We start from the raw sequence: 20,818 nt of genomic DNA on the forward strand, positions 1-20,818 counted from the left end.
AACAATGCTCCGCCTACAAGGAACGGCCGACCACTTGTGCGATGGCTTTCGCCTTGTTGACCAGCTGCGCATAACGCTCTGGTTTCAGGCTCTGCTGGCCGTCGCTCCAGGCATTTTCCGGATCATCGTGGACTTCAATGATCAATCCGTCCGCACCGGCCGCAATGGCCGCCAGCGACAAGGATTCGACCAGTTTCCAGTCCCCGGCTGCGTGACTTGGATCGATGATGATCGGCAGGTGAGTACGTTCTTTGATGATCGGCACGACACTGAGATCCAAGGTATTGCGCGTATAAGTCTCGAATGTGCGGATGCCGCGTTCACAGAAAATGACATTTGGATTGCCTTCGCTCATGATATATTCTGCCGACATGATCCATTCTTTGATCGTAGCCGACATGCCGCGTTTTAATAAGACAGGCTTCCTGGTCCGGCCGACCGCTTTCAGTAAATCGAAATTCTGCATATTGCGGGCTCCGATCTGGATCAAGTCCACTTGATCGATGAATTCATCCAGATGTTCGGCCGACATCAGTTCTGTCACCACCGGCAAACCGGTTTCCTTTCGCGCCTGAGCCAAATAGGAGATGCCGTCGGAGCCTAAACCTTGGAACGAATACGGCGAAGTCCGCGGTTTATACGCACCGCCCCGCAGCAGATCCGCACCCGCATCCTTGACTTCTTTGGCAATGCGGCAAATTTGTTTCCGTCCCTCTACGCTGCAGGGACCGGCCATCATGACGACTTTTTTCCCGCCGACCGGGATCCCTGAAACATCGATCACGGAATCTTCTGGATGGAACATCCGATTGGCAAGTTTATAAGGCTCCGCCACGCGCTGAACATTGTGGACGATCGGGTTGGCCATGATGGTCCGTTCATCCAGACGGCTCGTATCACCGACCAAGCCAAAGACATTAAATTCTTCACCGTAGATCGCTGTGACTTGCAGACCTTGTTTTTCAAACCGCTGCATCAGCCGTTTGACGTCCCGTTCCGGGGCATTTTTCTTTAATGTGATGATCATATCTTTTTCCTCCTATCGCAGCCGTGCCCATACATTCGGATCCGCGTAGGCATCCAGGCACCCCTGTATGCCTAGTTGAATCTGGTTATGGGTATGAATCGTTTCATCGGAATACTTTTCATATAAATCTTTTCGTTCATAATACAATTTTTCTATGGAGTTGTTCTGTAAAAGCGGCCGGCGCGGATCTTTGCGGACCAGGTTTTCCAACGGCCGGTCAATATACAAAATGATGCCGTTCTGTGCCAGCACATCCATATTTTCTTTGCGCTTGATGATGCCGCCGCCGCAGGAAATCACCTGACCGGTCTTCAGTCCTGCACGGCAGGCCGCTTTGGTTTCTTCATCCCGAAAAGCCGTTTCGCCGTCCTGGGAAAAAATCTCTGCGATCCGCCGGCCGGTTTCTTTTTCGATCTTTTCATCCAGATCGATCCAAGGCCGATGCAGCCGTTTGGCTACTTCATGACCGATATGCGATTTACCGCAGCTCGGCATGCCGATCAGGACAATGTTGCAGGCTTGCTGGGTCAGAGAATCGACGATCTTCTGGACATCGCATTCGACCGGCCGATCCAGGAAGTGCTCGGCTGCCTTGACGGCCTGCACCACCAACATGGTCAAGCCATTGGCTGCCGGAATGCCGGCTGCTTTTGCCTGCTGGATCAATACGGTCTGCAGCGGATTGTATATCGCGTCAAACACAAAGGATAAATTAGTCAGTTTGGACAAATCGATCGGGCTGACATTTTTACGGCCGGCCATACCGACCGGGGTCGCATTGATCAGGATGTCCGCATCGGCATACCTTTCATAGGCTTCTTCGTAAGTGATGGTTCCTTCTGCCGGCTTGTAGTAGACGGTCTGGATCTCGGCAGCGCCTAAATCTTTCATGACCGCATAGAAAGCGTGGGCGACCCCGCCTTTGCCCAAAATCAGCACGGTTTTCTGATGCACATCGACATGATGTTTTTTCAACGTGTAGACAATGCCGTCATAATCCGTATTGTATCCATAAAGTGTCCCGTTCTTGTTTACGACACAGTTCGAAGTGCCGACCGATCGGGCTTGTTTGTCCAATACATCACAATAGGTATAAGCAATCTGTTTATAGGGAATGGTCACGTTGATGGCTTTGAAATCTTTGTTTTGGAAAAATGCATCAATATGGTCACGTGCCACTTCGTGCAGTTCATAGGTGTATTGACCAAACGATTCGTGAATCGGTTTGGAAAAGCTGTGTGATAAATGTTCACCGATCAATCCGTAATTCATAGGTCCTCCTTATAAAAAAAATAAGCATTCTTTTTTTGGAAAAAAGAATGCTTTGAAAACCTCATAAAAAAGCCAACCCAAGTTTGACTGATTATGCAGGTTCAATCTGTAAATCGAAAATAAACAGAGTATTTCATGCCTTTATTCTAGTTGAAATGAAATACTTTTTCAAGTTTATGATAAAATATTCAAGGTGATGTTATGAAAAAAATGAAAACGATCTGCCCAATTTTTCTTTCGGATACAGGATCCTATTGGCAGGAACTGCAGGCACTGGAAGACAGTGTCTGTGACCTGATCGAGATCCGGCTGGATGCCTTTCCGCAGGAGCAGCTGCTTCATTGGTCATTCCCGCTGATCGAAAAAAGCCTGGCTGCCGTTTCCAAGCCAGTGATCCTCACGATCCGCACGAAATCCCAGGGCGGTCAAGTCGATATTGATGCGCAGACATATGAAAAATGGCTTCGGCAGATGCTGCGGTATGATTGTTACCTGGATGTCGAGCTGGAACATGCCCGACAGTTTGAACAGCCTCTTGAGACCGATAAAATGGTCATCAGCTATCATGATTTTCAAACGACCCCAAATGATCTGGACGCCATCTGGGAGGAGATGGATGAGTATGAGGCAGCGATCGAAAAGATCGCCTGCATGCCGCAGACCACCGAGGATGTGACGCGGCTGTTGATCTCATGTTTCGATCATGCGACGTCTTCCGAAAAACTGGTGATCGCTATGGGAGAGACCGGCCGGATCAGCCGGATCATCGGCGGCCTTTTTGACAGTTCATATACGTTCTGCACCTTAAGCACATCCAGTGCACCGGGTCAAGTTCCTTTGGACCAAGCAGTCAAATATCTGGACATCTTGGCACAAGATGCCGGAAAAAACGAAATGTGATATACTTTAAGCAGAAATAGTAAACACTGAGGAGGTGTCAATATGAAAGTCAGAATTGTAGGAAAAAATGTGAAAGTAACTCCGGGATTGACGGAGAAGATCACCAAAAAACTCAACGTGCTGACCAAATATTATTTAATCGATGAAAATGATGTGGCGAGTGTGCTGGTACGTGAATATCCGCATCGCAAAAAAATAGAAGTAACCATTCCGACCAAATATTCCACTCTGCGTACAGAAGTACAAGCGGAAACATTGAACGAAGCCATCGATGCTTCCATCGATAAACTGGAGGATCAGATCCGGCGGACCAAGACGCGCCTGCAGCGAAGAAATAAAATGTCGCTGGGCAAAGCGTTCGTTGACCTGGACATGATCGATGACGGGGAAGAGGAACCGGATGAAGTCGTCAAGACGAAATCCATCGTACCGACGGAAATCAGCCTGGATGAAGCTATCATGAACATGGAACTGATCGGACATGATTTCTATATTTATACCGATGATGAGACACATAAGATCGCTGTTGTTTACAAACGAAACGACGGCGGATATGGACTGATCGAAACAGAATAGAGGAGAAATCCTCTATTTTTTAATTCGTTGTTTCAAAATAGATTTTATGTGATATAATTAACGTCGAACAAGGAGGATTTCCCATGGGATTTATGGATAGCATCAAGTCATTCGTCAACCCCGTAGATGACGATGAGGAATACGAAAACGAAGAAATGGAAGAAAATGAAAACACGCAGGCGGCACCTGTGTCCAATTCGGATACTACAACTCGATATGAACGACCGAAGAAATCTGCTCCGGCAACGTTGAATGCCAATACAAAAATGGTTCTGTTTGAACCGCGCGGATTCGGTGAAGTCGAAGAAGTCGGACTGCGCCTGAAAGAAGGACGTGCAGTCGTTGTCAATCTGCATAAGTTAGACCGCGATTATGCACAGCGTACGATCGACTTTTTGACCGGTGTTGTATTTGCGCTGGACGGTAAGATCCAGAAGATCGGTCAGAACGTTATTTTATGTTCACCGGCACAAATCGGCGTACAGGGCCAGATTTCGCTGGGTGATCCTGACGATTTTGATGAAGAATAATCAGCTCGTCAGCAATCGATCGCATTATAAAGGTCATGAACAATTTACGGTGAAGGTAAAAGATCAGATGCATTGGTCTGTCCTTCATCGTCAAGGCGTTCATACCTCTTTTTTATCCGGTGTGGAAGGTTTGATCCTGCAGCAGATCGTTGATCCGGAACTGAATCTTTCGCTTTACGGCGGATATCCGGAAGCACTGCGGAAAGTCGCGTGGTTTTCACCGCTGGATGAAACACCGGAATATGGCATTGTCACCTTGGCCTCTGCCTATGATGACCGTTTCAAAAAGATCGGACACCGCGATGTCTTAGGGGCATTGATGCATTTGGGCATCGAACGGGATCAGGTCGGTGATATTCTCGTGAACGATCATGCGATCACCGTGTTTGCGACCGAAACGATGGCTGAGTACATCTGCACACATGTGCCGATGATCGGCCGGGTGCCGGTTCATTTTGAGCCGACAGATCAAATACCGGAAAACACAGCCGGATATAAAATGATTCGGGTAAACTGTGCCAGTCTCAGGCTGGATGCGGTCGTGGCCCAGCTGGGACATTGTTCCCGCAAGGAAGCGATGCACAAGATCCATCAAGGTGATGTCAAACTCAATGAAATCGTACTTGCCGAGAATGATCAACTGTGTCATAATGATTTTGTTTCGATCCGACGGTACGGAAAGTATCAGTTTGTCGACGTGGAAGCGACGACAAAAAAGGATCGTTTGATCTTGCTTTTTAAGCAGTTTTTATAAGTGAGGAAGAAGACGCGTCACGACAGGGAAATATTCAGAGAACAGCAGTCTGGTGAGAAGCTGTATAGGAACCTGCCGGGATATCACTTCGGAGCTGATGTTTTGAATGGAGTAGAAACATCCGGACCGGCCGTTATCGGATCGAGGGTACATAGGAGTTCCTATGTAAACTAGGGTGGTACCGCGTTTTATAACGTCCTTAGAGAAGGACGTTTTTTTTATGGAAGGAGCAGCTATGGATTACAAAGACACACTTCATATGCCGAAAACAAAGTTTGAGATGCGCGGCAATTTGGCAAAAAAAGAACCAGGCATCCAACAGCGTTGGCAGGACATGCATTTGTATGAAAAAATGTTGGCACAAAGAGAGGATGCCAAACCATTTGTTCTGCATGACGGCCCGCCGTATGCCAACGGTGACATTCATCTCGGTCATGCCTTGAATAAGATCTTGAAAGATGTCATCAACCGTTCCCATTATATGGAAGGCTATCGCGTACCGTATATCCCAGGTTGGGATACACACGGTCTGCCGATCGAGACTGCAGTTACGAAAGCAGGCTATGACCGGAAAAAAATGGGCATCGCCGAGTTCCGCAAAGTATGCGAACAATTCGCGCTGGAACAAGTGGAAAAGCAGAAAAAAGGATTCCTGGCATTGGGATCGATTGGCGATTACGATCATCCATATCTGACCCTGCGCAAAAGCTTTGAAGCCAAACAGATCGAAGTCTTCGGCAAGATGGCGATGGACGGACTGATCTACAAAGGCCTGAAGCCGGTGTACTGGTCGCCGAGCAGCGAGACAGCCCTGGCAGAAGCTGAGGTCGAATACAAAGATATGAAGACCCCGACCATTTATGTCAAATTCAAAGTCAAAGATGGTAAGGGCATCCTGGACGAAGATACATACTTTGTCATCTGGACGACGACACCGTGGACCATTCCGGCCAACCAGGGCATTTCCCTGAATCCGCGCATGGACTATGCACTGGTCAATACCGATAAGGGAAAAATGGTGATGCTGGAAGAACTGGTCGATCAGCTTTGTCCGGAATTCGGATGTGAAAAATACGAGATCATCCGTACCTTCAAGGGCAAGGATCTTGAATATATCACGTATGAGCATCCGCTGTATGCCGGGGATGAAAGTCATGTCAATCATGAAGGATTTATCATGATGGCCGATTATGTCACGGCCGATGCCGGTACTGGTTGTGTGCATACCGCCAGTGCCTTCGGTGCCGATGACTTCTATACGGTCCATAACAAATATAAGATGGATGTTTTGAACAACGTCGATGATCAAGGTAACTTGACGGCGGAAGCCGGTGACTGGCTCGAAGGCCAATATGTCTTCGATGCCAATAAAACGGTAACGGTCAAATTGGATGAACTGGGCGTGCTGCTGAAGCTGTCCTGGCTGAAGCACTCCTATCCGCATGACTGGCGTACGAAAAAACCGATCATCTATCGGGCAACGACGCAGTGGTTTGCCTCTATCGATAAGATCCGGGATGAGCTATTGGAACAAATCGATCAGGTTCATTGGACACCAAGCTGGGGACAGCAGCGGATGCATAATATGATCGCTGACCGTGATGATTGGTGCATTTCGCGTCAGCGTGCCTGGGGCGTACCGATCCCGATCATCTATGCCGAAGATGATACACCGCTGATGGAAAAAGAAATCTTTGATCATGTAGCGGATTTGTTCCGTCAATACGGTTCAAACGTATGGTTCGAACGGGAAGCCAAAGATCTGCTGCCGGATGGTTATTCGACCCCGCATTCACCAAACGGTATTTTCCGTAAGGAAACCGATACGATGGATGTCTGGTTCGATTCTGGTTCCAGCCACACCGGTGCAATGCTGGAGCGCGGTCTGGGATATCCGGCGGATCTGTATTTCGAAGGAAGCGACCAATACCGCGGCTGGTTCAACTCCAGCTTGATCGTCGGCACAGCGGTCCATGGACAATCACCGTACAAGGCTTGTCTGTCGCATGGTTTCGTCATGGATGAAAAAGGCGTGAAGATGTCCAAGTCCCAATGGAATGCCGTCGCACCGAAAGAGATCACCAAGAAACAAGGGGCCGATGTGCTGCGGCTCTGGGCCTGCAGCGTAGATTATCAGGCCGATGTTTCCATGGGCCAGAAGATCTTAAAACAAGTCAGCAACGATTACCGCAAGATCCGCAATACCCTGCGTTTCCTGATGGCAAATCTGGATAATAATACGTTCACCAAAGCGGATTGTCTGCCATTTGAAGAATTGGCACCGCTGAATCAGTACATCTTGGTCAAACTGGAAAAATTGATCCCGGAAGTGATCACCGCGTACAACGAGTACCGCTTTGCGGATGCGGTAAGTGCTATGTCGAATATCATGACCAACGAATTATCGGCATATTATTTGGACTACACCAAAGATATCCTGTACTGTGATGCAGAAGACGACCGGGAGCGCCGTGAAGTGCAGACCGTCTTATATACGGCATGCGAAGTGCTGACAAAATTGCTGGCACCGGTCTTATGCCATACGATGGAAGAAGTCAACGACTATATGCACTTTGAGGAAGAATCCATTCATCTGGGCAGCTTCCCTGAACTGCATCTGAACATCGACGAAGAAAGCCTGATGAAAGATATGGACATCGCACTGAATATTCGTAAAGATGTGCTGAAAGCACTGGAGGAAGCCCGTGCTGCACAGGTCATCGGCAAAAGCCTGGAAGCGCAGATCTTCCTGCATCTGGATGCCGATGAGAAAGCAGCTCTGGATCGGGTGACGAAGAAACCGGCACAATGGCTGATCGTATCCAAAGTTACCTTTGCCGAAGACGGCGACCGCGTACGTGTGGAAAAAGCACCGGGCCATATCTGTCCGCGCTGCTGGACCTATACCGAAAGCGAGAATGAAGACGGACTTTGTGATCGCTGTGCCGCAGTTTTGAAAAAGTAAAATGAGATCCCGTAAGGGATCTTTTTTTGTGCGAAAAAAATCCTTGCCATAAAGGCAAGGATCCATTCTTTAATTGCTTTCTTTTACGATATGCAGACCGTTCGCATTCAGATCGTGCTTGATCTGATTCAGATGCGCTTTGTTTCGGGTCTCCAATGTGATCTTCAGGTAGCAGTCCGTGATGCCCAGATCCGGGTCGGCGTTGTCATAATCGACTGCGACGACATTGCCGCCGTCCTGCGCGATGATGTGACTGACATTCTCCAGCTGTCCCGGTTTATCGGTCAGCTGGATGATAAAGCTAGTCTTCCGGCCGCTCAGCAGCAAACCGCGGGTAATGACACGGTCGATGATATTGACATCGATGTTGCCGCCGGAAACGATGCAGACGATGTTCTTGTCCCGCAGCGGGATCTTGTCAAACATGACCGCTGCGACAGAGACTGCACCGGCGCCTTCCGCGATCAGTTTCTGTTTTTCCAGCAGATGCAGGATCGCAGCCGCGATCTCATCTTCCTCGACCGTTACGATCTCATCGACGTATTCCTTGACCATCTGGAACGTGATATCACCTGGGTGTTTGACCGCGATGCCGTCCGCAAAGGTGTTGACCGTTTCCAAGGTCAGCTGTTTATCTTCTTTGACCGACTGGTACATACTTGCGGCTTTTGCCGCCTGTACCCCATAGATCTTGATCGACGGTTTCAGACATTTTGCCGCAAAGGCAACACCGCTGATCAGACCGCCGCCGCCGATCGGGCAGACGATCGCATCGATATTGTTCAGTTCTTCCAGGATCTCCAGACCGATGGTTCCTTGACCGGCGATGACATCTTCGTCATCGTACGGATGAACAAAGAAGTAGCCGTTTTCTTCTGCCAGCTGGCAGGCCAGGGCATAGGCCTCATCATAGGCACCCTGCGCCAGTTCAACGGAAGCGCCGTAGCTTTTCGTTGCTTCGATCTTCGAGATGGGCGCATTGTCCGGCATGCAGATGACGCAAGGAATGCCTTGTTCCTGTGCGGCCAGGGCCGTTCCCTGGGCATGGTTTCCGGCGCTGCTGGCGATGATGCCATGCGATTTTTCCTCGTCACTAAGCTGGGATACTTTATAGTATGCGCCGCGGATCTTGAACGATCCGGTGCGCTGCAGATTTTCCGGTTTTAAGTAAATATGATTATAGCTGGATACATCGGCCGCCGGGATCACATTGGTCTTTCGGATGACATTTTTTAAGACCTGGCGGGCATCGTACACTTTGTCAATCGTCAACATTTCCTTCACCTACTTCAGGATGGCGCCGATATTGGCTCCTTGCACCATTTTGGCATAGCGCTTCAGCCAGCCCTTGTCGATCTTCGGCGGCAGAATTTTCTGCGTCTTTTTCCGTTCTGCCAATTCTTCGTCACTGACCAGTACATTCAATGCATGGTTCGGGATATCCAGTTCGATTTGATCGCCTTCACGGATCAAGCCGATCGGACCGCCGCTGGCTGCTTCCGGACAAATATGACCGACGCTGGCTCCGCGGCTGGCACCGGAGAAGCGGCCGTCCGTCAGCAGTGCGACACATTTATCCAATTTCATACCTGCCAAAGCCGAAGTCGGATTCAGCATCTCCCGCATGCCCGGACCGCCTTTTGGTCCTTCGTAGCGGATCACGACGACATCACCTGGATGGATCTCGCCGTTATAGATTGCCTGAATGGAATCGTCTTCGGAATCAAAGACACGAGCCGGTCCGACATGGTGCATCATTTCCGGTGCGCAGGCACTGCGTTTGACGACGGCACCGTCCGGGCAGATATTGCCGTATAAAATGGCGATACCGCCGTTCGAGCTGTATGGCTTATCGATCGGACGGATGACATCCGGATTCATGTTTACCACGTTCTTGATATTTTCACCGACCGTCTTGCCGGTCACGGTCATGCAGTCCAGATCGATCAGATCTTTTTTCGACAATTCTTTGAGGACTGCCTGCAGACCGCCGGCGCGGTTCAGATCCTGCATATGCGTCGGTCCGGCCGGCGCCAGGTGGCATAAATTCGGGGTCTTGTCACTGAAGACATTGAATTCTTTTAAGTCCAGATCATATCCGGCTTCCTGCGCGATCGCCAGCAAGTGCAGCACACTGTTGCTGGAGCAGCCCAAAGCCATATCACATGTCAAGGCATTCTTGATCGAACGCTCGTTGACGATATCTTTCATCTTGATATCCTGATCCAACATTTTCATAACGGCCATTCCGGCATGTTTTGCCAGCAGCATTCGTTTATTGGAAACTGCCGGGATCGTACCGTTGCCCGGCAGAGCGATACCCATCGATTCACACAGGCAGGCAACACTGTTGGCCGTATACATACCGGCACAGCTGCCGCAGCCCGGGCAGACACCTTGTTCATATTCTTTCAGATCATCATCGGTGATCAGATCGGCTTTGCGGGCACCGACTGCTTCAAAGATCTTGGACAGTGAAACTTCCTGTCCTTTGACATATCCGGCCAGCATCGGTCCGCCGGTCATTACGACCGTCGGCACATTGACCCGCAGCGCGCCCATGACCATGCCCGGAATGATCTTGTCGCAGCTCGGCACCAGGACCAGGGCATCGAAACAGTGTGCTTCTGCCATCGTTTCGACACTGTCCGCGATCAGTTCGCGGGAAGGCAGGGAATAGTGCATACCTTTATGTCCCATTGCGATGCCGTCACAGACACCGATGCTTGGAACGACGATCGGCGTTCCGCCGGACATCGAAACGCCGGTCTTGACTGCTTCAACCAGTTTATCTAAATGAAAATGGCCGGGAACGATGTCGCTTTTTGCGGAGATGATGCCGACCAGCGGCCGGTCCAGTTCTTCCTGCGTATAGCCCATTGCGTAAAACAAACTGCGCATCGGGGCTTTTTCAATTCCTTGCGTGACTTGTGCACTCTTTTTATTGTTCATGTTTCTACTCCTTACTATGAAAGAAAAGCGGAAACCCGCTTTTTCTTCCTATTCTTCATCTTCATCTGTGGTATCGTAGGAATCCCGCGACATGCCGGTGATACCGGTGCGGCAGACTTCCAGGATATCGTAGCAGCTCAGCATATTCATCAAGCCGTCGATCTTTTCCGGCGATCCGGTCAATTCAATGATCAAGTTATCCTTGCTTAATGAAATGATCTTGCCGCGGTAGATATTGACGATCTCGATGATGCCGGAACGATTGGTTTTATCGCATGCTACTTTGAGCAGCAGCAATTCGCGATATAAGCTGTTCATCGTGCTCAGACGATGGATGTCTTTGACGACTTCCAATTTTGCCGTCTGGGTCATGATCTGGTGAATATCCGTTTTGGCACCGTCGAAAGCGACGGTAATACGGGAAATTGTCGGATCATTGGTTTTCGCGACCGTCAGGGAATCAATGTTGAATCCGCGGCGGCCGAACAAGCTTGCGATCCGGGTCAATACATTCGATTGATTTTCGACAAAAATACTGATAACTTCTCTGGCCATACGAACACCTCTAATCTACGATCATATTATCGATGGTACCGCCGTTCGGGATCATCGGTAATACGCGTTCTTCTTTGTCAATGTGGCAGTTGATCCATACCGGACCGTTGATCGTCAGCGCTTCCTTGAAGGCGGCTTCAAATTCCTCCAGTGTCGAACAATCATAGCCTTTCAAGCCAAAGCCTTCCGCGACTTTCGCATAATCCGTCTTACGATTCAGGATCGTCTGCGAATAATGCTTATTATAGAAGACCGTCTGCCATTGATAAACCATACCCAGAACACGGTTGTCAAAGATGACCGTGATGATCGGCAGGTTGTATGTGACCGCGGTGCAGGCTTCATTCATGTTCATATGGAACGAACCGTCGCCGGTAATATGGATCACGCGTTTATCCGGGTTGGCAATCTGTGCGCCGATAGCCGCGCCGTAACCAAAGCCCATCGTACCTAAACCGCCGCTGGTGATAAAGCGATGCATGTTATGGTGCTTGACATATTGGGCTGCCCACATTTGATGCTGACCGGCATCGGTGCAGTAAATGGTTTCTTTGTCGGTATTGTCACAGATCGTATCGATGATTTCTTTTGGGCGCAGCTTGGCTCCCGGCATATCGACACGGACCGTTTTCTGGTAAGCAGTGACTTGATCGATCCATTCGGTGTGTTTCGTTGCTTTGACATGCGGCAGCAGAGCTTTCAGCACTTCGCGCACATCACCGATCACGCTGTAGTTGATATTGACATTCTTATTGATCTCGCTGGCATCGATGTCGACCTGAATGATTGCTGCTTTGTGTGCAAAGCGGTTCGGATTCAATGCGACCCGGTCGGAGAAACGTGTACCCAGCGCAATGACCAGATCGGCTTCATCGACCGTTTTATTGGCAGCAACGGTGCCGTGCATACCGATCAGACCGAGATTCTTCGGATTTTCATAGTCGATGACCCCGGCAGCCATCATGGTATACGTAGCCGGAATATCTGCTTTATTCAATAATTCCAGCAGTTCATCCTGGGCGCCGCTGGAAACCACGCCGCCGCCAAAATAAACGACCGGACGTTTGGAAATATTAATGATGTCCGCTATCTCTTCGATATCTTTTTCGTTGAATTTCGGATTTGGTGATAATGGCAGCGGTGTGCGCGGTTCGAAATCGTACTTCATAGCCGTGACATCCTTTGTGATGTCGACCAGGACCGGCCCCTTGCGGCCTTCATTGGCAATGCGGAATGCATTGCGCAGCGCATCGGCTAAGTCATCGATGCGGTTGACAAAATAATTGTGCTTTGTGATCGGCAGCGTCACGCCGGTGATGCTGACTTCCTGGAACGAGTCCCGGCCGATCATATTGTCGGACACGTTGCAGGTGATCGCAATCAGCGGCACACTGTCCATGTAAGCGGTCGCAATGCCGGTGACCAGATTGGTCGCTCCCGGACCGCTCGTAGAAAATACCACGCCGGTCTTGCCGGTACTGCGGGCATAACCGTCGGCGGCATGCGCAGCTCCTTGTTCGTGAGCTGTGATATAATGCGTGATCTTTTTTGAATAATCGTACAAAGAATCATACACATTCAGTGCTGTTCCGCCGGGGTAGCCGAAGACCGTATCCACGCCCTGTTCCAACAGGACTTCCATCACAATTTGTGATCCGGTTAGTTTCATAATTTACACCCCATTCAGTTTTCATAACTATTACTTGAAATTATAGACCAAATAAACATGTTTCTCAATCAAAATGCGTTATATTTACAATCATGTTACTGCTTTCTGAAAATAAATGAAAATATTCTTTGACATCCATTTTCATTTTCGGTATTCTTTAAGAAAAGAAATCCGATCAACAAATGTAAGTAAGCCAAGCAGGAAGTTGCAGAGAGCGGCAGGTGGTGAAATGCCGTACGGAATGCTTCGCTGAATGGGTTTGCCAGGAGCGACGTGAAGCAAGTAGCGAAGCCGTAAAGCCTGCGTTAAAGGTGATGATATTGTTGGATATCTAAGTGATAAAACAGGGTGGTACCGCGTATTGAACGCCCCTCGGTCTGCATGCCGGGGGGCTTTTTGTGTCAGGAGGAAAGAGTATGAAACCAAGCCGGAATGAAATGTGCACGTATTTGCGGACAGCCGGAACCGTGCCGCTGATCAGCGAACTGCTGACCGACAGCATTACCCCGATCCGTATCTTTTCGATCTTAAAAGAAAACTATAAAGATTGTTATTTGTTGGAGTCCGTCGGCAACGGTACGCAGTGGGACCGTTATTCCTTTATCGGTTTCAGTCCGAAAGCCAATCTGCGCGTCGAAGGCGGCACGATCAAGACCTATGATCAAGATCACATTCTCGTTGATGGATCCAAAGGAGATCCGATTCGTTATATTCAAGATTTTCTCGATCGGCATCGATCCGTGAAACTGACCTATGCGCCGAAGTTTACGGGCGGCCTGGTCGGCTATTTTGCCTATGATATGGCCCGCTTCGAACTGAAGAAGCTTGGAAATCCGCCGACCGATGATATCGGACTGCCGGATGCCGACTTATATTATTACGATAAAATCATCGCGTATGATCATTTAGCCGGCCAGGTCTTGATGATCTTCAATGTGGATCGGGAAGATGTTCAGGATCTGATGAAAAACAAATCAATTTCATTTGAACAAGCTTGTGACGTGCTTTATGAACAGAAACAGGAAGAATGCCGGCGCTTGGGGTATCTTTTGACGCATTCCGTCCCGCAGGTGCAGGCGCGTATGATCAAAGAAAACCCATCGCCTGTCCATTCGGACTTTTCGAAAACGGAATTTATCGACATGGTCAACCGATGCAAAACTGCGATCCGGGCCGGAGAAATCAGTCAGGTCGTCGTTTCCCAGCGCTTTGAGGTACAGGATCCGCCGGCAGCCTTCGACGTATACCGACAGCTTCGTACCACAAATCCAAGCCCGTATCTCTACTATTTTGACCATGAAGATTATCAGATCGCCGGTGCCAGTCCGGAAATGCTGGTAAGTGTTAATGACGGGATCGTCACCAATAAGCCGATTGCTGGTACGATGCCGCGCGGCAAAACCACGGAAGAGGACCTGGCTCTGGAAAAACAATTGTGCACCGATGAAAAGGAACGTGCGGAACATACGATGCTGGTGGATCTCGGACGCAATGATGTCGGTCGGGTGTGTCGGATCGGCAGCGTGAAGGTCACGGATTTCATGCGGGTGGAACGTTATTCTAAAGTCATGCACCTTGTCAGTGATGTCCAAGGCCGGCTGAAGCCGGAGTGTACGCCGCTGCAGGCGCTGATGTCTGTTTTACCGGCAGGCACATTATCCGGCGCGCCGAAAATGCGGGCCATGGAATTGATCGATGAATTTGAAAAACACAAACGCGGCGTATACGGCGGAACGCTGGGATATCTGGGACTGAACGGGGATATCGATACGTGTATCTGTATCCGGACCGTGCTGTTCAAAAACCAGAAGGCCTATGTCCAGGCCGGAGCCGGTATCGTATATGATTCAAACCCGGAAAATGAATATGAAGAATGCAGGCGCAAGGCTTCGGCTGTCATTGAAGCCATTCACCGCGCAGAAAGGATGTAAGAATATGCTGCTGATGATCGATAATTATGATTCCTTTACTTTTAATGTTGTCCAGGTGCTGGGCACGTTGTATCCGGATATCAAAGTGGTTAAAAATGATGAAATTACCGTGGATGCGATCGAAGCGATGCAGCCGCAGGCCATCGTGCTCTCTCCAGGTCCTGGCACCCCGGATCGCGCCGGAATTTGTCTGGATGTGGTGTCACGCTATGCCGGAACGATCCCGATGATGGGCATCTGTTTAGGTCATCAAACCATTGCGCAGGCGTTCGGCGGAAAGATCATCAAAGCGAACAAGCCCATGCACGGCAAGGCGTCGGATATCTGCATCGATACGGATCATCCATTGTTCTACGGCCTGCCGGATCATATCCAAGCCGCACGTTATCATTCGCTGATTGCCGACCGGCCGTCATTTCCGGATCAATTACGGATCATTGCAGAAGATAAAGATGGTCAGATCATGGCTTTGGCGCATCGGGAACTGCCTGTCTGCGGGGTGCAGTTTCACCCGGAATCGATCCTGGCGGAGCATGGGATCGAGATCTTCCGGAATTTCCTGATCCGGATCGCAGGCATTTCACCGGATGAACTGCCCGCCGTACCGGTGCAGAATGCTTTACGACCGTATCTGCGCAAGCTGACAGCCGGCGGCAAACTGGATCCTACGGAGCTGAAAGAAGCAGCCGATGTGCTGCGTACCCATCAGGCATCCGAGGTGCAGGCTGCCGCATTGATGACCGCTTTAAAGATGCAGCATATTGATCTGATCGATGAGCAGCTGGCAGACGATCCTTATATTGCCGGCCTGCTGGCCCAGATTGAATGAAAAGGGTTGAAATATTTTTTCTTTTTTTATAGAATAGCAATTAATAAAGCGAGGAATTGGAGCAGTACCTTTGGAACGCGTTGCAGAGACCGGGCGGTCGGTGAAAGCCCGGACCGGGAAGAGGGGAACTTGCCAAGGAGCTGAAACGTATTTCGGCGTTAACGGAGAATGAAGGGCACAAGTCAATGATGATTTGTGAACTAAGGTGGTACCGCGTGCAAGCGTCCTTAGAAATAGGGACGCTTTTTTTGCGTAACAAAAAGAAAAGGAGAGATTTCGTATGATGAACAACAAAAAGTACCATAGAGGCTATTTTATGCCTCCGGAACCAAGCTATGATTGGGTGAAAAAAGAGTACATCGACCATGCGCCGACATGGTGCAGCGTCGATCTGCGTGATGGCAACCAAGCGTTGGTCATTCCGATGAGTTTGGAAGAAAAACTGGAATTTTTTAAAGTGCTTGTCGACATCGGCTTCAAAGAAATCGAAGTGGGCTTTCCGGCTGCCAGTGAAACGGAGTTTGAGTTCTTACGTACGTTGATCGAACAAGATTTAATTCCGGATGATGTGACGGTGCAGGTGCTGACCCAGGCCCGCGATCATATTATCCGTAAAACATTTGATTCTTTAAAAGGATGCAAGAACGCAGTCGTGCATTTTTACAACTCGACCTCTTTAGCTCAGCGGGAGCAAGTGTTCAAAAAATCCAAAGAAGAAATCATGAAAATTGCCACGGACGGCGCGAAATTGGTCAAACAGTTATCCGATGAAGCCGGTGCGGACTATAAGTTTGAATACTCTCCGGAAAGTTTTACCGGCACGGAGATCGATTATGCGCTGGATGTGTGCAATGCGGTGATCGACATCTTCCAGCCGACACCGGAAAAACCGTTGATCATCAACCTGCCGGCGACGGTGGAAATGAGCCTGCCGCATATTTATGCCCAGCAGATCGAATACATGTCCAAACATATGAACCGGCGTGATTCCATCATTCTGTCGGTCCATCCGCACAATGACCGCGGCACCGGTGTTGCCATTACAGAGCTGGCACTGTTGGCCGGTGCAGATCGAGTCGAAGGAACCTTATTCGGCAACGGCGAGCGGACCGGCAATGTCGATCTGGTGACCGTCGCATTAAATATGTATACGCATGGGGTGGATCCGAAACTGGACTTCAGTCACCTGCCGCAGATCGCGGAAGTGTACGAACGTGTGACCCGCATGAAGATCTACGAACGGCAGCCGTATTCCGGCAAGCTGGTCTTCGCGGCCTTCTCCGGCTCTCACCAAGATGCCATTGCCAAAGGTATGCACTATCGCGACGACCATCATACCGATGACTGGACCGTACCATATCTGCCGATCGATCCGACCGATATCGGCCGCGTCTACGAAAGCGATGTCATCCGCATCAATTCGCAGTCGGGCAAGGGCGGCATCGGCTTCATCATGGAACAAAACTTCGGTTATAAGCTGCCGAAAGTCTTCCGTGAACAATTCTCTTACTACATTAAGGAAATCAGTGACCATAAACATAAAGAACTGAAACCGGAAGAAATCTTTGATGTATTCAATCATGAATTCGTGAATCTGAATGCACCGATCCGGTTGGTGGATTATCACTTTGTGCGCGGTGAGAAGATCTTGGTTACGCTGACGATCAACTTCCGCGGCGAAGAAATGGATATTACCGGCCGCGGCAACGGCCGTCTGGATGCGGTCGCCAATGCGCTGCGCAAAGGCTGCAATCTGACGTTTGATGTCGTGGACTACAATGAAAGTTCATTAAGTAAAGGAAGTACATCCAAGGCCGTTTCCTATGTGCAGATCAACGACTGCATCCGGGAAGACCGCTTCGGCGTCGGCGTTGACGACGATATCATGGCTTCCAGTATCAAAGCGTTGATCAGTTCGATCAACCGCGCCATCATCCATAAGGAGGACTAAGCGATGGGAATGACAATGACACAGAAGATCCTGGCGGCACATGCCGGTTTGGATCATGTTGAGGCCGGTCAGCTGATCGAAGCAAAATTGGATGTCGTGATGGCCAATGACATCACGGGGCCGATGGCACTGCCGATTTTCCGGCAGATGGCCGACCGCGTCTTTGATCCGGATAAAGTCTATCTGGTTCCGGATCATTTTACACCGAATAAAGATATCAAAAGTGCCGAGAATTCCAAAGCAATCTTGGATTTCTCGTATGACCAACATTTGACTCATGTCCTGGAACAGGGGAAATGCGGCGTGGAACATGCGATCCTGCCGGAACGCGGCTATGTCACGGCCGGTGAATGCATCATCGGTGCCGATTCCCATACGTGTACCTATGGCGCGCTGGGCGCCTTTTCGACCGGTGTCGGTACGACCGACATTGCCACCGGTATGGCGACCGGAGAACTGTGGTTCAAGGTGCCGTCCGCGATCCGTTTTAAGATCACGGGCAAACCAAGTCCGTATGTGAGCGGCAAGGATGTGATCCTGCATATCATCCACGAAATTGGGGTAGACGGTGCATTGTATCAGTCGATGGAATTTACCGGCGACGGTATTCAATATTTAACAATGGACGATCGTTTTACCATCTGCAACATGGCGATCGAAGCGGGGGCAAAAAACGGCATCTTCCCAGTCGACGAACAGACCGAAGCATACTTAAAAGAACATTGTCAGAAACCGCATACTGTTTATACCGCGGACGCGGATGCCGTATATGACCGGGAAATCGAAGTTGACTTATCGAAGGTTCGTCCGATGGTGGCTTTCCCGCATTTGCCGGGCAACGGTCATACCATCGATGAAGTGGAGCAGATGGACCGGATCAAGATCGATCAGGTCGTCATTGGCTCCTGTACCAATGGCCGGATGAGCGATTTACGCAAGGCAGCGTCCATCTTAAAAGATCAAAAGGTCGCTGACCATGTTCGTGTCATGGTCGTACCGGCAACGCAGAAGATCTTCCTGCAGTGCATTCAGGAAGGCTTGGCAGAAATCTTTGTCAAGGCCGGCTGTGCCTTCAATACGCCGAGCTGCGGCCCATGCATGGGCGGACATATGGGCGTCATGGCAAAAGGAGAACGCTGCGTTTCGACGACCAACCGGAACTTTGTCGGCCGCATGGGCGATACGGAATCGTACATTTATCTGGCTAGTCCGCAGACCGCGGCTGCCAGTGCCATTGCCGGCTATATTGCCAATCCCGAAACCATAGGAGGTGCGCAAAAATGAAAGCACGCGGACATGTATTAAAATACGGTGATAATGTGGATACCGATGTGATCATTCCGGCTCGTTATTTAAATTCCTTTGATGCCGAAGAACTGGCATCGCATGCGATGGTCGATATCGACCCGACATTTACACAGCGTCTGCAGAAAGGGGACATCATGGTCGCCGGTAAGAATTTTGGCTGCGGCTCGTCCCGTGAGCACGCGCCGTTATGCCTGAAGACGGCAGGGGTTTCCTGCATCATTGCGAAAAGTTTTGCGCGGATCTTCTACCGCAACAGTATCAATATCGGCTTTGCGATTTTGGAGTGCCCGGAAGCAGCCGAAGAAATTCAGGAAGGCGATGTGGTGAATGTGGATTATGACAGCGGCATCATCACTGATGAAACGACCCATAAAACCTATCAGGCACAGCCGTTCCCGCCGTTTTTACAAAAAATGATCAAGGCCAACGGCTTGGTCAATTATGTGAATGAAAAGAAGGGAACGAAAGCATGAAAAAGAATATCGCGGTCATCAAGGGTGACGGCATCGGACCGGAAATTGTCAATGAAGCATTGAAGGTCCTCCATGTCATTGAAAAAAAATACAACCATACATTTCAGCTGACCGAAGTACTGGCCGGCGGTGCGGCGATCGATGCGACGGGAAACTGTCTGCCGCAGGAATCTATCGATCAGTTACTGGCCAGCGACAGCGTCCTGCTCGGAGCGGTCGGCGGGCCGAAATATGACAGCCAGCCGCCGGAAAACCGTCCGGAAAAGGCATTGCTCCGTATTCGCAGCACGTTGGGGTTATTTGCGAATATGCGGCCGGCAAAATTATATCCGCAGCTGCGGGAAGCCAGTCCGTTAAAAGATGAATTAGTGGATGAAGGCATCGATTTTGTGGTCGTGCGCGAACTGACGGGCGGAATTTATTTTGGCAAACATGAAACGTGGACCGAAAACGGTCAGGAAACCGCACAGGATATCATGAAATACAGCACGGCTGAGATCCGCCGTATTGCCAAGGTGGCATTTGATACGGCGATGGTCCGCCGCAAGCATGTGACTTGTGTGGATAAGGCCAATGTCCTGGACACGTCCAAGCTCTGGCGCCGGACGGTTCGTGAAATGGCCAAAGACTATCCGGAAGTCACGCTGGATTTTATGTATGTCGATAATGCGGCGATGCAGATCTGCCGCAAGCCGAGCCAGTTTGACGTGATCTTGACCGAAAATATGTTCGGCGATATCTTAAGCGATGAAGCCAGCATGATCACGGGTACGATCGGTACCATTCCTTCTTCTTCTTTAGGCGAAACATCCCGCGGTATGTATGAACCGATCCACGGATCGGCACCGGACATTGCCGGCCAGGATATTGCTGATCCGCTGGGAACGATTCTGTCAGTGGGAATGATGCTGAAGTATTCCTTCGGACTTGAACAAGAAGCCGAGGACATCGACCGCGCGGTCAATGCGGTGCTGAATGCCGGTTACCGCACACCTGACATGATGAGCGAAGGCATGAAAAAAGTCTCCTGCCATCAAATGGGTGATCTTGTCGCAACCGAGATTGAAAACAATTGTAAAGAAATGTAAATATTTACATTGACGAATTTATCTCATAGGAGTATTTT

17 protein-coding genes and 2 other annotated features are annotated in these 20,818 nt (G+C 49.8%); of the genes, 11 read left to right on the forward strand and 6 right to left on the reverse strand.

Translation table 11 applies throughout. The features are described 5' to 3' along the window. Positions 1 to 13: 13 nt before the first annotated feature. Positions 14 to 1,027, reverse strand: coding sequence for a 3-deoxy-7-phosphoheptulonate synthase (aroF, locus tag HNQ47_RS06195; protein WP_183328529.1), 1,014 nt, complete (start codon positions 1,025 to 1,027; stop codon positions 14 to 16). A gap of 12 nt (positions 1,028 to 1,039) precedes the next feature. Continuing rightward, positions 1,040 to 2,299 (reverse strand): shikimate kinase, encoded by a 1,260-nt coding sequence (locus HNQ47_RS06200; protein WP_183328530.1) that lies wholly within the window; start codon positions 2,297 to 2,299, stop codon positions 1,040 to 1,042. A gap of 201 nt (positions 2,300 to 2,500) precedes the next feature. Here HNQ47_RS06200 and aroD point away from each other — a divergent pair, with 201 nt between their 5' ends. From aroD to ileS, 5 genes are all read left to right on the forward strand, one after another. Further along, entirely contained in the window at positions 2,501 to 3,199 is a 699-nt protein-coding gene (aroD, locus tag HNQ47_RS06205; protein WP_183328531.1) for a type I 3-dehydroquinate dehydratase, read from the forward strand. Positions 3,200 to 3,241: 42 nt separating this feature from the next. Next, positions 3,242 to 3,775 carry a ribosome hibernation-promoting factor, HPF/YfiA family gene (hpf, locus tag HNQ47_RS06210; protein ID WP_183328532.1) on the forward strand — a complete coding sequence of 178 codons (534 nt, stop codon included), beginning with the start codon at positions 3,242 to 3,244 and terminating at the stop codon, positions 3,773 to 3,775. An 83-nt stretch (positions 3,776 to 3,858) separates the two neighbouring features. Continuing rightward, complete coding sequence (locus HNQ47_RS06215) at positions 3,859 to 4,305, forward strand: cell division protein SepF (RefSeq protein ID WP_183328533.1); 447 nt, start codon at positions 3,859 to 3,861, stop codon at positions 4,303 to 4,305. Further along, positions 4,295 to 5,059 (forward strand): YlmH/Sll1252 family protein, encoded by a 765-nt coding sequence (locus HNQ47_RS06220; RefSeq protein WP_183328534.1) that lies wholly within the window; start codon positions 4,295 to 4,297, stop codon positions 5,057 to 5,059. Before HNQ47_RS06215 ends, HNQ47_RS06220 begins: the two co-directional genes overlap by 11 nt. Then, positions 5,054 to 5,263 (forward strand) — a binding site (T-box leader). Its footprint overlaps the gene before it by 6 nt. A gap of 31 nt (positions 5,264 to 5,294) precedes the next feature. Continuing rightward, on the forward strand, positions 5,295 to 8,024 hold the full coding sequence (gene ileS, locus HNQ47_RS06225) for an isoleucine--tRNA ligase (protein ID WP_183328535.1): 2,730 nt from the start codon (positions 5,295 to 5,297) through the stop codon (positions 8,022 to 8,024). A 69-nt stretch (positions 8,025 to 8,093) separates the two neighbouring features. Here the strand turns inward: ileS and ilvA are convergent, their stop codons facing one another. Genes ilvA through ilvB form a run of 4 tightly spaced genes read right to left on the reverse strand, consistent with a single transcriptional unit; the run spans position 8,094 to position 13,200 of the window. Beyond that, positions 8,094 to 9,299 carry a threonine ammonia-lyase gene (gene ilvA, locus HNQ47_RS06230; RefSeq protein WP_183328536.1) on the reverse strand — a complete coding sequence of 402 codons (1,206 nt, stop codon included), beginning with the start codon at positions 9,297 to 9,299 and terminating at the stop codon, positions 8,094 to 8,096. 9 nt (positions 9,300 to 9,308) lie between these two features. Further along, positions 9,309 to 10,976: a dihydroxy-acid dehydratase gene (ilvD, locus tag HNQ47_RS06235; RefSeq protein WP_183328537.1), complete on the reverse strand. Its 1,668-nt coding sequence runs from the start codon at positions 10,974 to 10,976 to the stop codon at positions 9,309 to 9,311. A gap of 48 nt (positions 10,977 to 11,024) precedes the next feature. After that, on the reverse strand, positions 11,025 to 11,531 hold the full coding sequence (gene ilvN / locus HNQ47_RS06240) for an acetolactate synthase small subunit (RefSeq protein ID WP_183328538.1): 507 nt from the start codon (positions 11,529 to 11,531) through the stop codon (positions 11,025 to 11,027). A 10-nt stretch (positions 11,532 to 11,541) separates the two neighbouring features. Further along, positions 11,542 to 13,200 (reverse strand): biosynthetic-type acetolactate synthase large subunit, encoded by a 1,659-nt coding sequence (gene ilvB, locus HNQ47_RS06245; protein WP_183328539.1) that lies wholly within the window; start codon positions 13,198 to 13,200, stop codon positions 11,542 to 11,544. A 416-nt stretch (positions 13,201 to 13,616) separates the two neighbouring features. Between ilvB and trpE the strand changes: the two genes are divergently transcribed. The 6 genes from trpE to leuB all read left to right on the forward strand — a co-directional run bounded on the left by trpE (position 13,617) and on the right by leuB (position 20,780). Beyond that, the gene (gene trpE, locus HNQ47_RS06250; RefSeq protein WP_183328540.1) at positions 13,617 to 15,131 is read left to right on the forward strand and encodes an anthranilate synthase component I; all 1,515 of its coding nucleotides are present in this window, start codon (positions 13,617 to 13,619) and stop codon (positions 15,129 to 15,131) included. Between the two features lie 4 nt (positions 15,132 to 15,135). Beyond that, the gene (locus HNQ47_RS06255) at positions 15,136 to 15,960 is read left to right on the forward strand and encodes a glutamine amidotransferase-related protein (RefSeq protein ID WP_183328541.1); all 825 of its coding nucleotides are present in this window, start codon (positions 15,136 to 15,138) and stop codon (positions 15,958 to 15,960) included. 42 nt (positions 15,961 to 16,002) lie between these two features. Continuing rightward, positions 16,003 to 16,192 (forward strand) — a binding site (T-box leader). Positions 16,193 to 16,240: 48 nt separating this feature from the next. Next, entirely contained in the window at positions 16,241 to 17,911 is a 1,671-nt protein-coding gene (locus HNQ47_RS06260) for a 2-isopropylmalate synthase (protein WP_183328542.1), read from the forward strand. A gap of 3 nt (positions 17,912 to 17,914) precedes the next feature. After that, positions 17,915 to 19,195 carry a 3-isopropylmalate dehydratase large subunit gene (leuC, locus tag HNQ47_RS06265; RefSeq protein ID WP_183328543.1) on the forward strand — a complete coding sequence of 427 codons (1,281 nt, stop codon included), beginning with the start codon at positions 17,915 to 17,917 and terminating at the stop codon, positions 19,193 to 19,195. Further along, positions 19,192 to 19,692: a 3-isopropylmalate dehydratase small subunit gene (gene leuD, locus HNQ47_RS06270; protein ID WP_183328544.1), complete on the forward strand. Its 501-nt coding sequence runs from the start codon at positions 19,192 to 19,194 to the stop codon at positions 19,690 to 19,692. Before leuC ends, leuD begins: the two co-directional genes overlap by 4 nt. Then, entirely contained in the window at positions 19,689 to 20,780 is a 1,092-nt protein-coding gene (leuB, locus tag HNQ47_RS06275) for a 3-isopropylmalate dehydrogenase (protein ID WP_183328545.1), read from the forward strand. The genes leuD and leuB overlap by 4 nt, the downstream gene beginning before the upstream one ends. The last annotated feature ends 38 nt before the right edge of the window (positions 20,781 to 20,818 follow it).

The organism is Catenisphaera adipataccumulans, from assembly GCF_014202755.1.
Taxonomy (GTDB): Bacteria; Bacillota_I; Bacilli_A; order Erysipelotrichales; family Erysipelotrichaceae; genus Catenisphaera; species Catenisphaera adipataccumulans.

Excerpts from the sequence above, each read along its gene's own strand:
- aroF (WP_183328529.1), bottom strand. The coding sequence starts at position 1,027 with ATGATCATCACATTAAAGAAAAATGCCCCGGAACGGGACGTCAAACGG.
- HNQ47_RS06200 (WP_183328530.1), bottom strand. The coding sequence starts at position 2,299 with ATGAATTACGGATTGATCGGTGAACATTTATCACACAGCTTTTCCAAA.
- aroD (WP_183328531.1), top strand. The coding sequence starts at position 2,501 with ATGAAAAAAATGAAAACGATCTGCCCAATTTTTCTTTCGGATACAGGA.
- hpf (WP_183328532.1), top strand. The coding sequence starts at position 3,242 with ATGAAAGTCAGAATTGTAGGAAAAAATGTGAAAGTAACTCCGGGATTG.
- HNQ47_RS06215 (WP_183328533.1), top strand. The coding sequence starts at position 3,859 with ATGGGATTTATGGATAGCATCAAGTCATTCGTCAACCCCGTAGATGAC.
- HNQ47_RS06220 (WP_183328534.1), top strand. The coding sequence starts at position 4,295 with ATGAAGAATAATCAGCTCGTCAGCAATCGATCGCATTATAAAGGTCAT.
- ileS (WP_183328535.1), top strand. The coding sequence starts at position 5,295 with ATGGATTACAAAGACACACTTCATATGCCGAAAACAAAGTTTGAGATG.
- ilvA (WP_183328536.1), bottom strand. The coding sequence starts at position 9,299 with ATGTTGACGATTGACAAAGTGTACGATGCCCGCCAGGTCTTAAAAAAT.
- ilvD (WP_183328537.1), bottom strand. The coding sequence starts at position 10,976 with ATGAACAATAAAAAGAGTGCACAAGTCACGCAAGGAATTGAAAAAGCC.
- ilvN (WP_183328538.1), bottom strand. The coding sequence starts at position 11,531 with ATGGCCAGAGAAGTTATCAGTATTTTTGTCGAAAATCAATCGAATGTA.
- ilvB (WP_183328539.1), bottom strand. The coding sequence starts at position 13,200 with ATGAAACTAACCGGATCACAAATTGTGATGGAAGTCCTGTTGGAACAG.
- trpE (WP_183328540.1), top strand. The coding sequence starts at position 13,617 with ATGAAACCAAGCCGGAATGAAATGTGCACGTATTTGCGGACAGCCGGA.
- HNQ47_RS06255 (WP_183328541.1), top strand. The coding sequence starts at position 15,136 with ATGCTGCTGATGATCGATAATTATGATTCCTTTACTTTTAATGTTGTC.
- HNQ47_RS06260 (WP_183328542.1), top strand. The coding sequence starts at position 16,241 with ATGATGAACAACAAAAAGTACCATAGAGGCTATTTTATGCCTCCGGAA.
- leuC (WP_183328543.1), top strand. The coding sequence starts at position 17,915 with ATGGGAATGACAATGACACAGAAGATCCTGGCGGCACATGCCGGTTTG.
- leuD (WP_183328544.1), top strand. The coding sequence starts at position 19,192 with ATGAAAGCACGCGGACATGTATTAAAATACGGTGATAATGTGGATACC.
- leuB (WP_183328545.1), top strand. The coding sequence starts at position 19,689 with ATGAAAAAGAATATCGCGGTCATCAAGGGTGACGGCATCGGACCGGAA.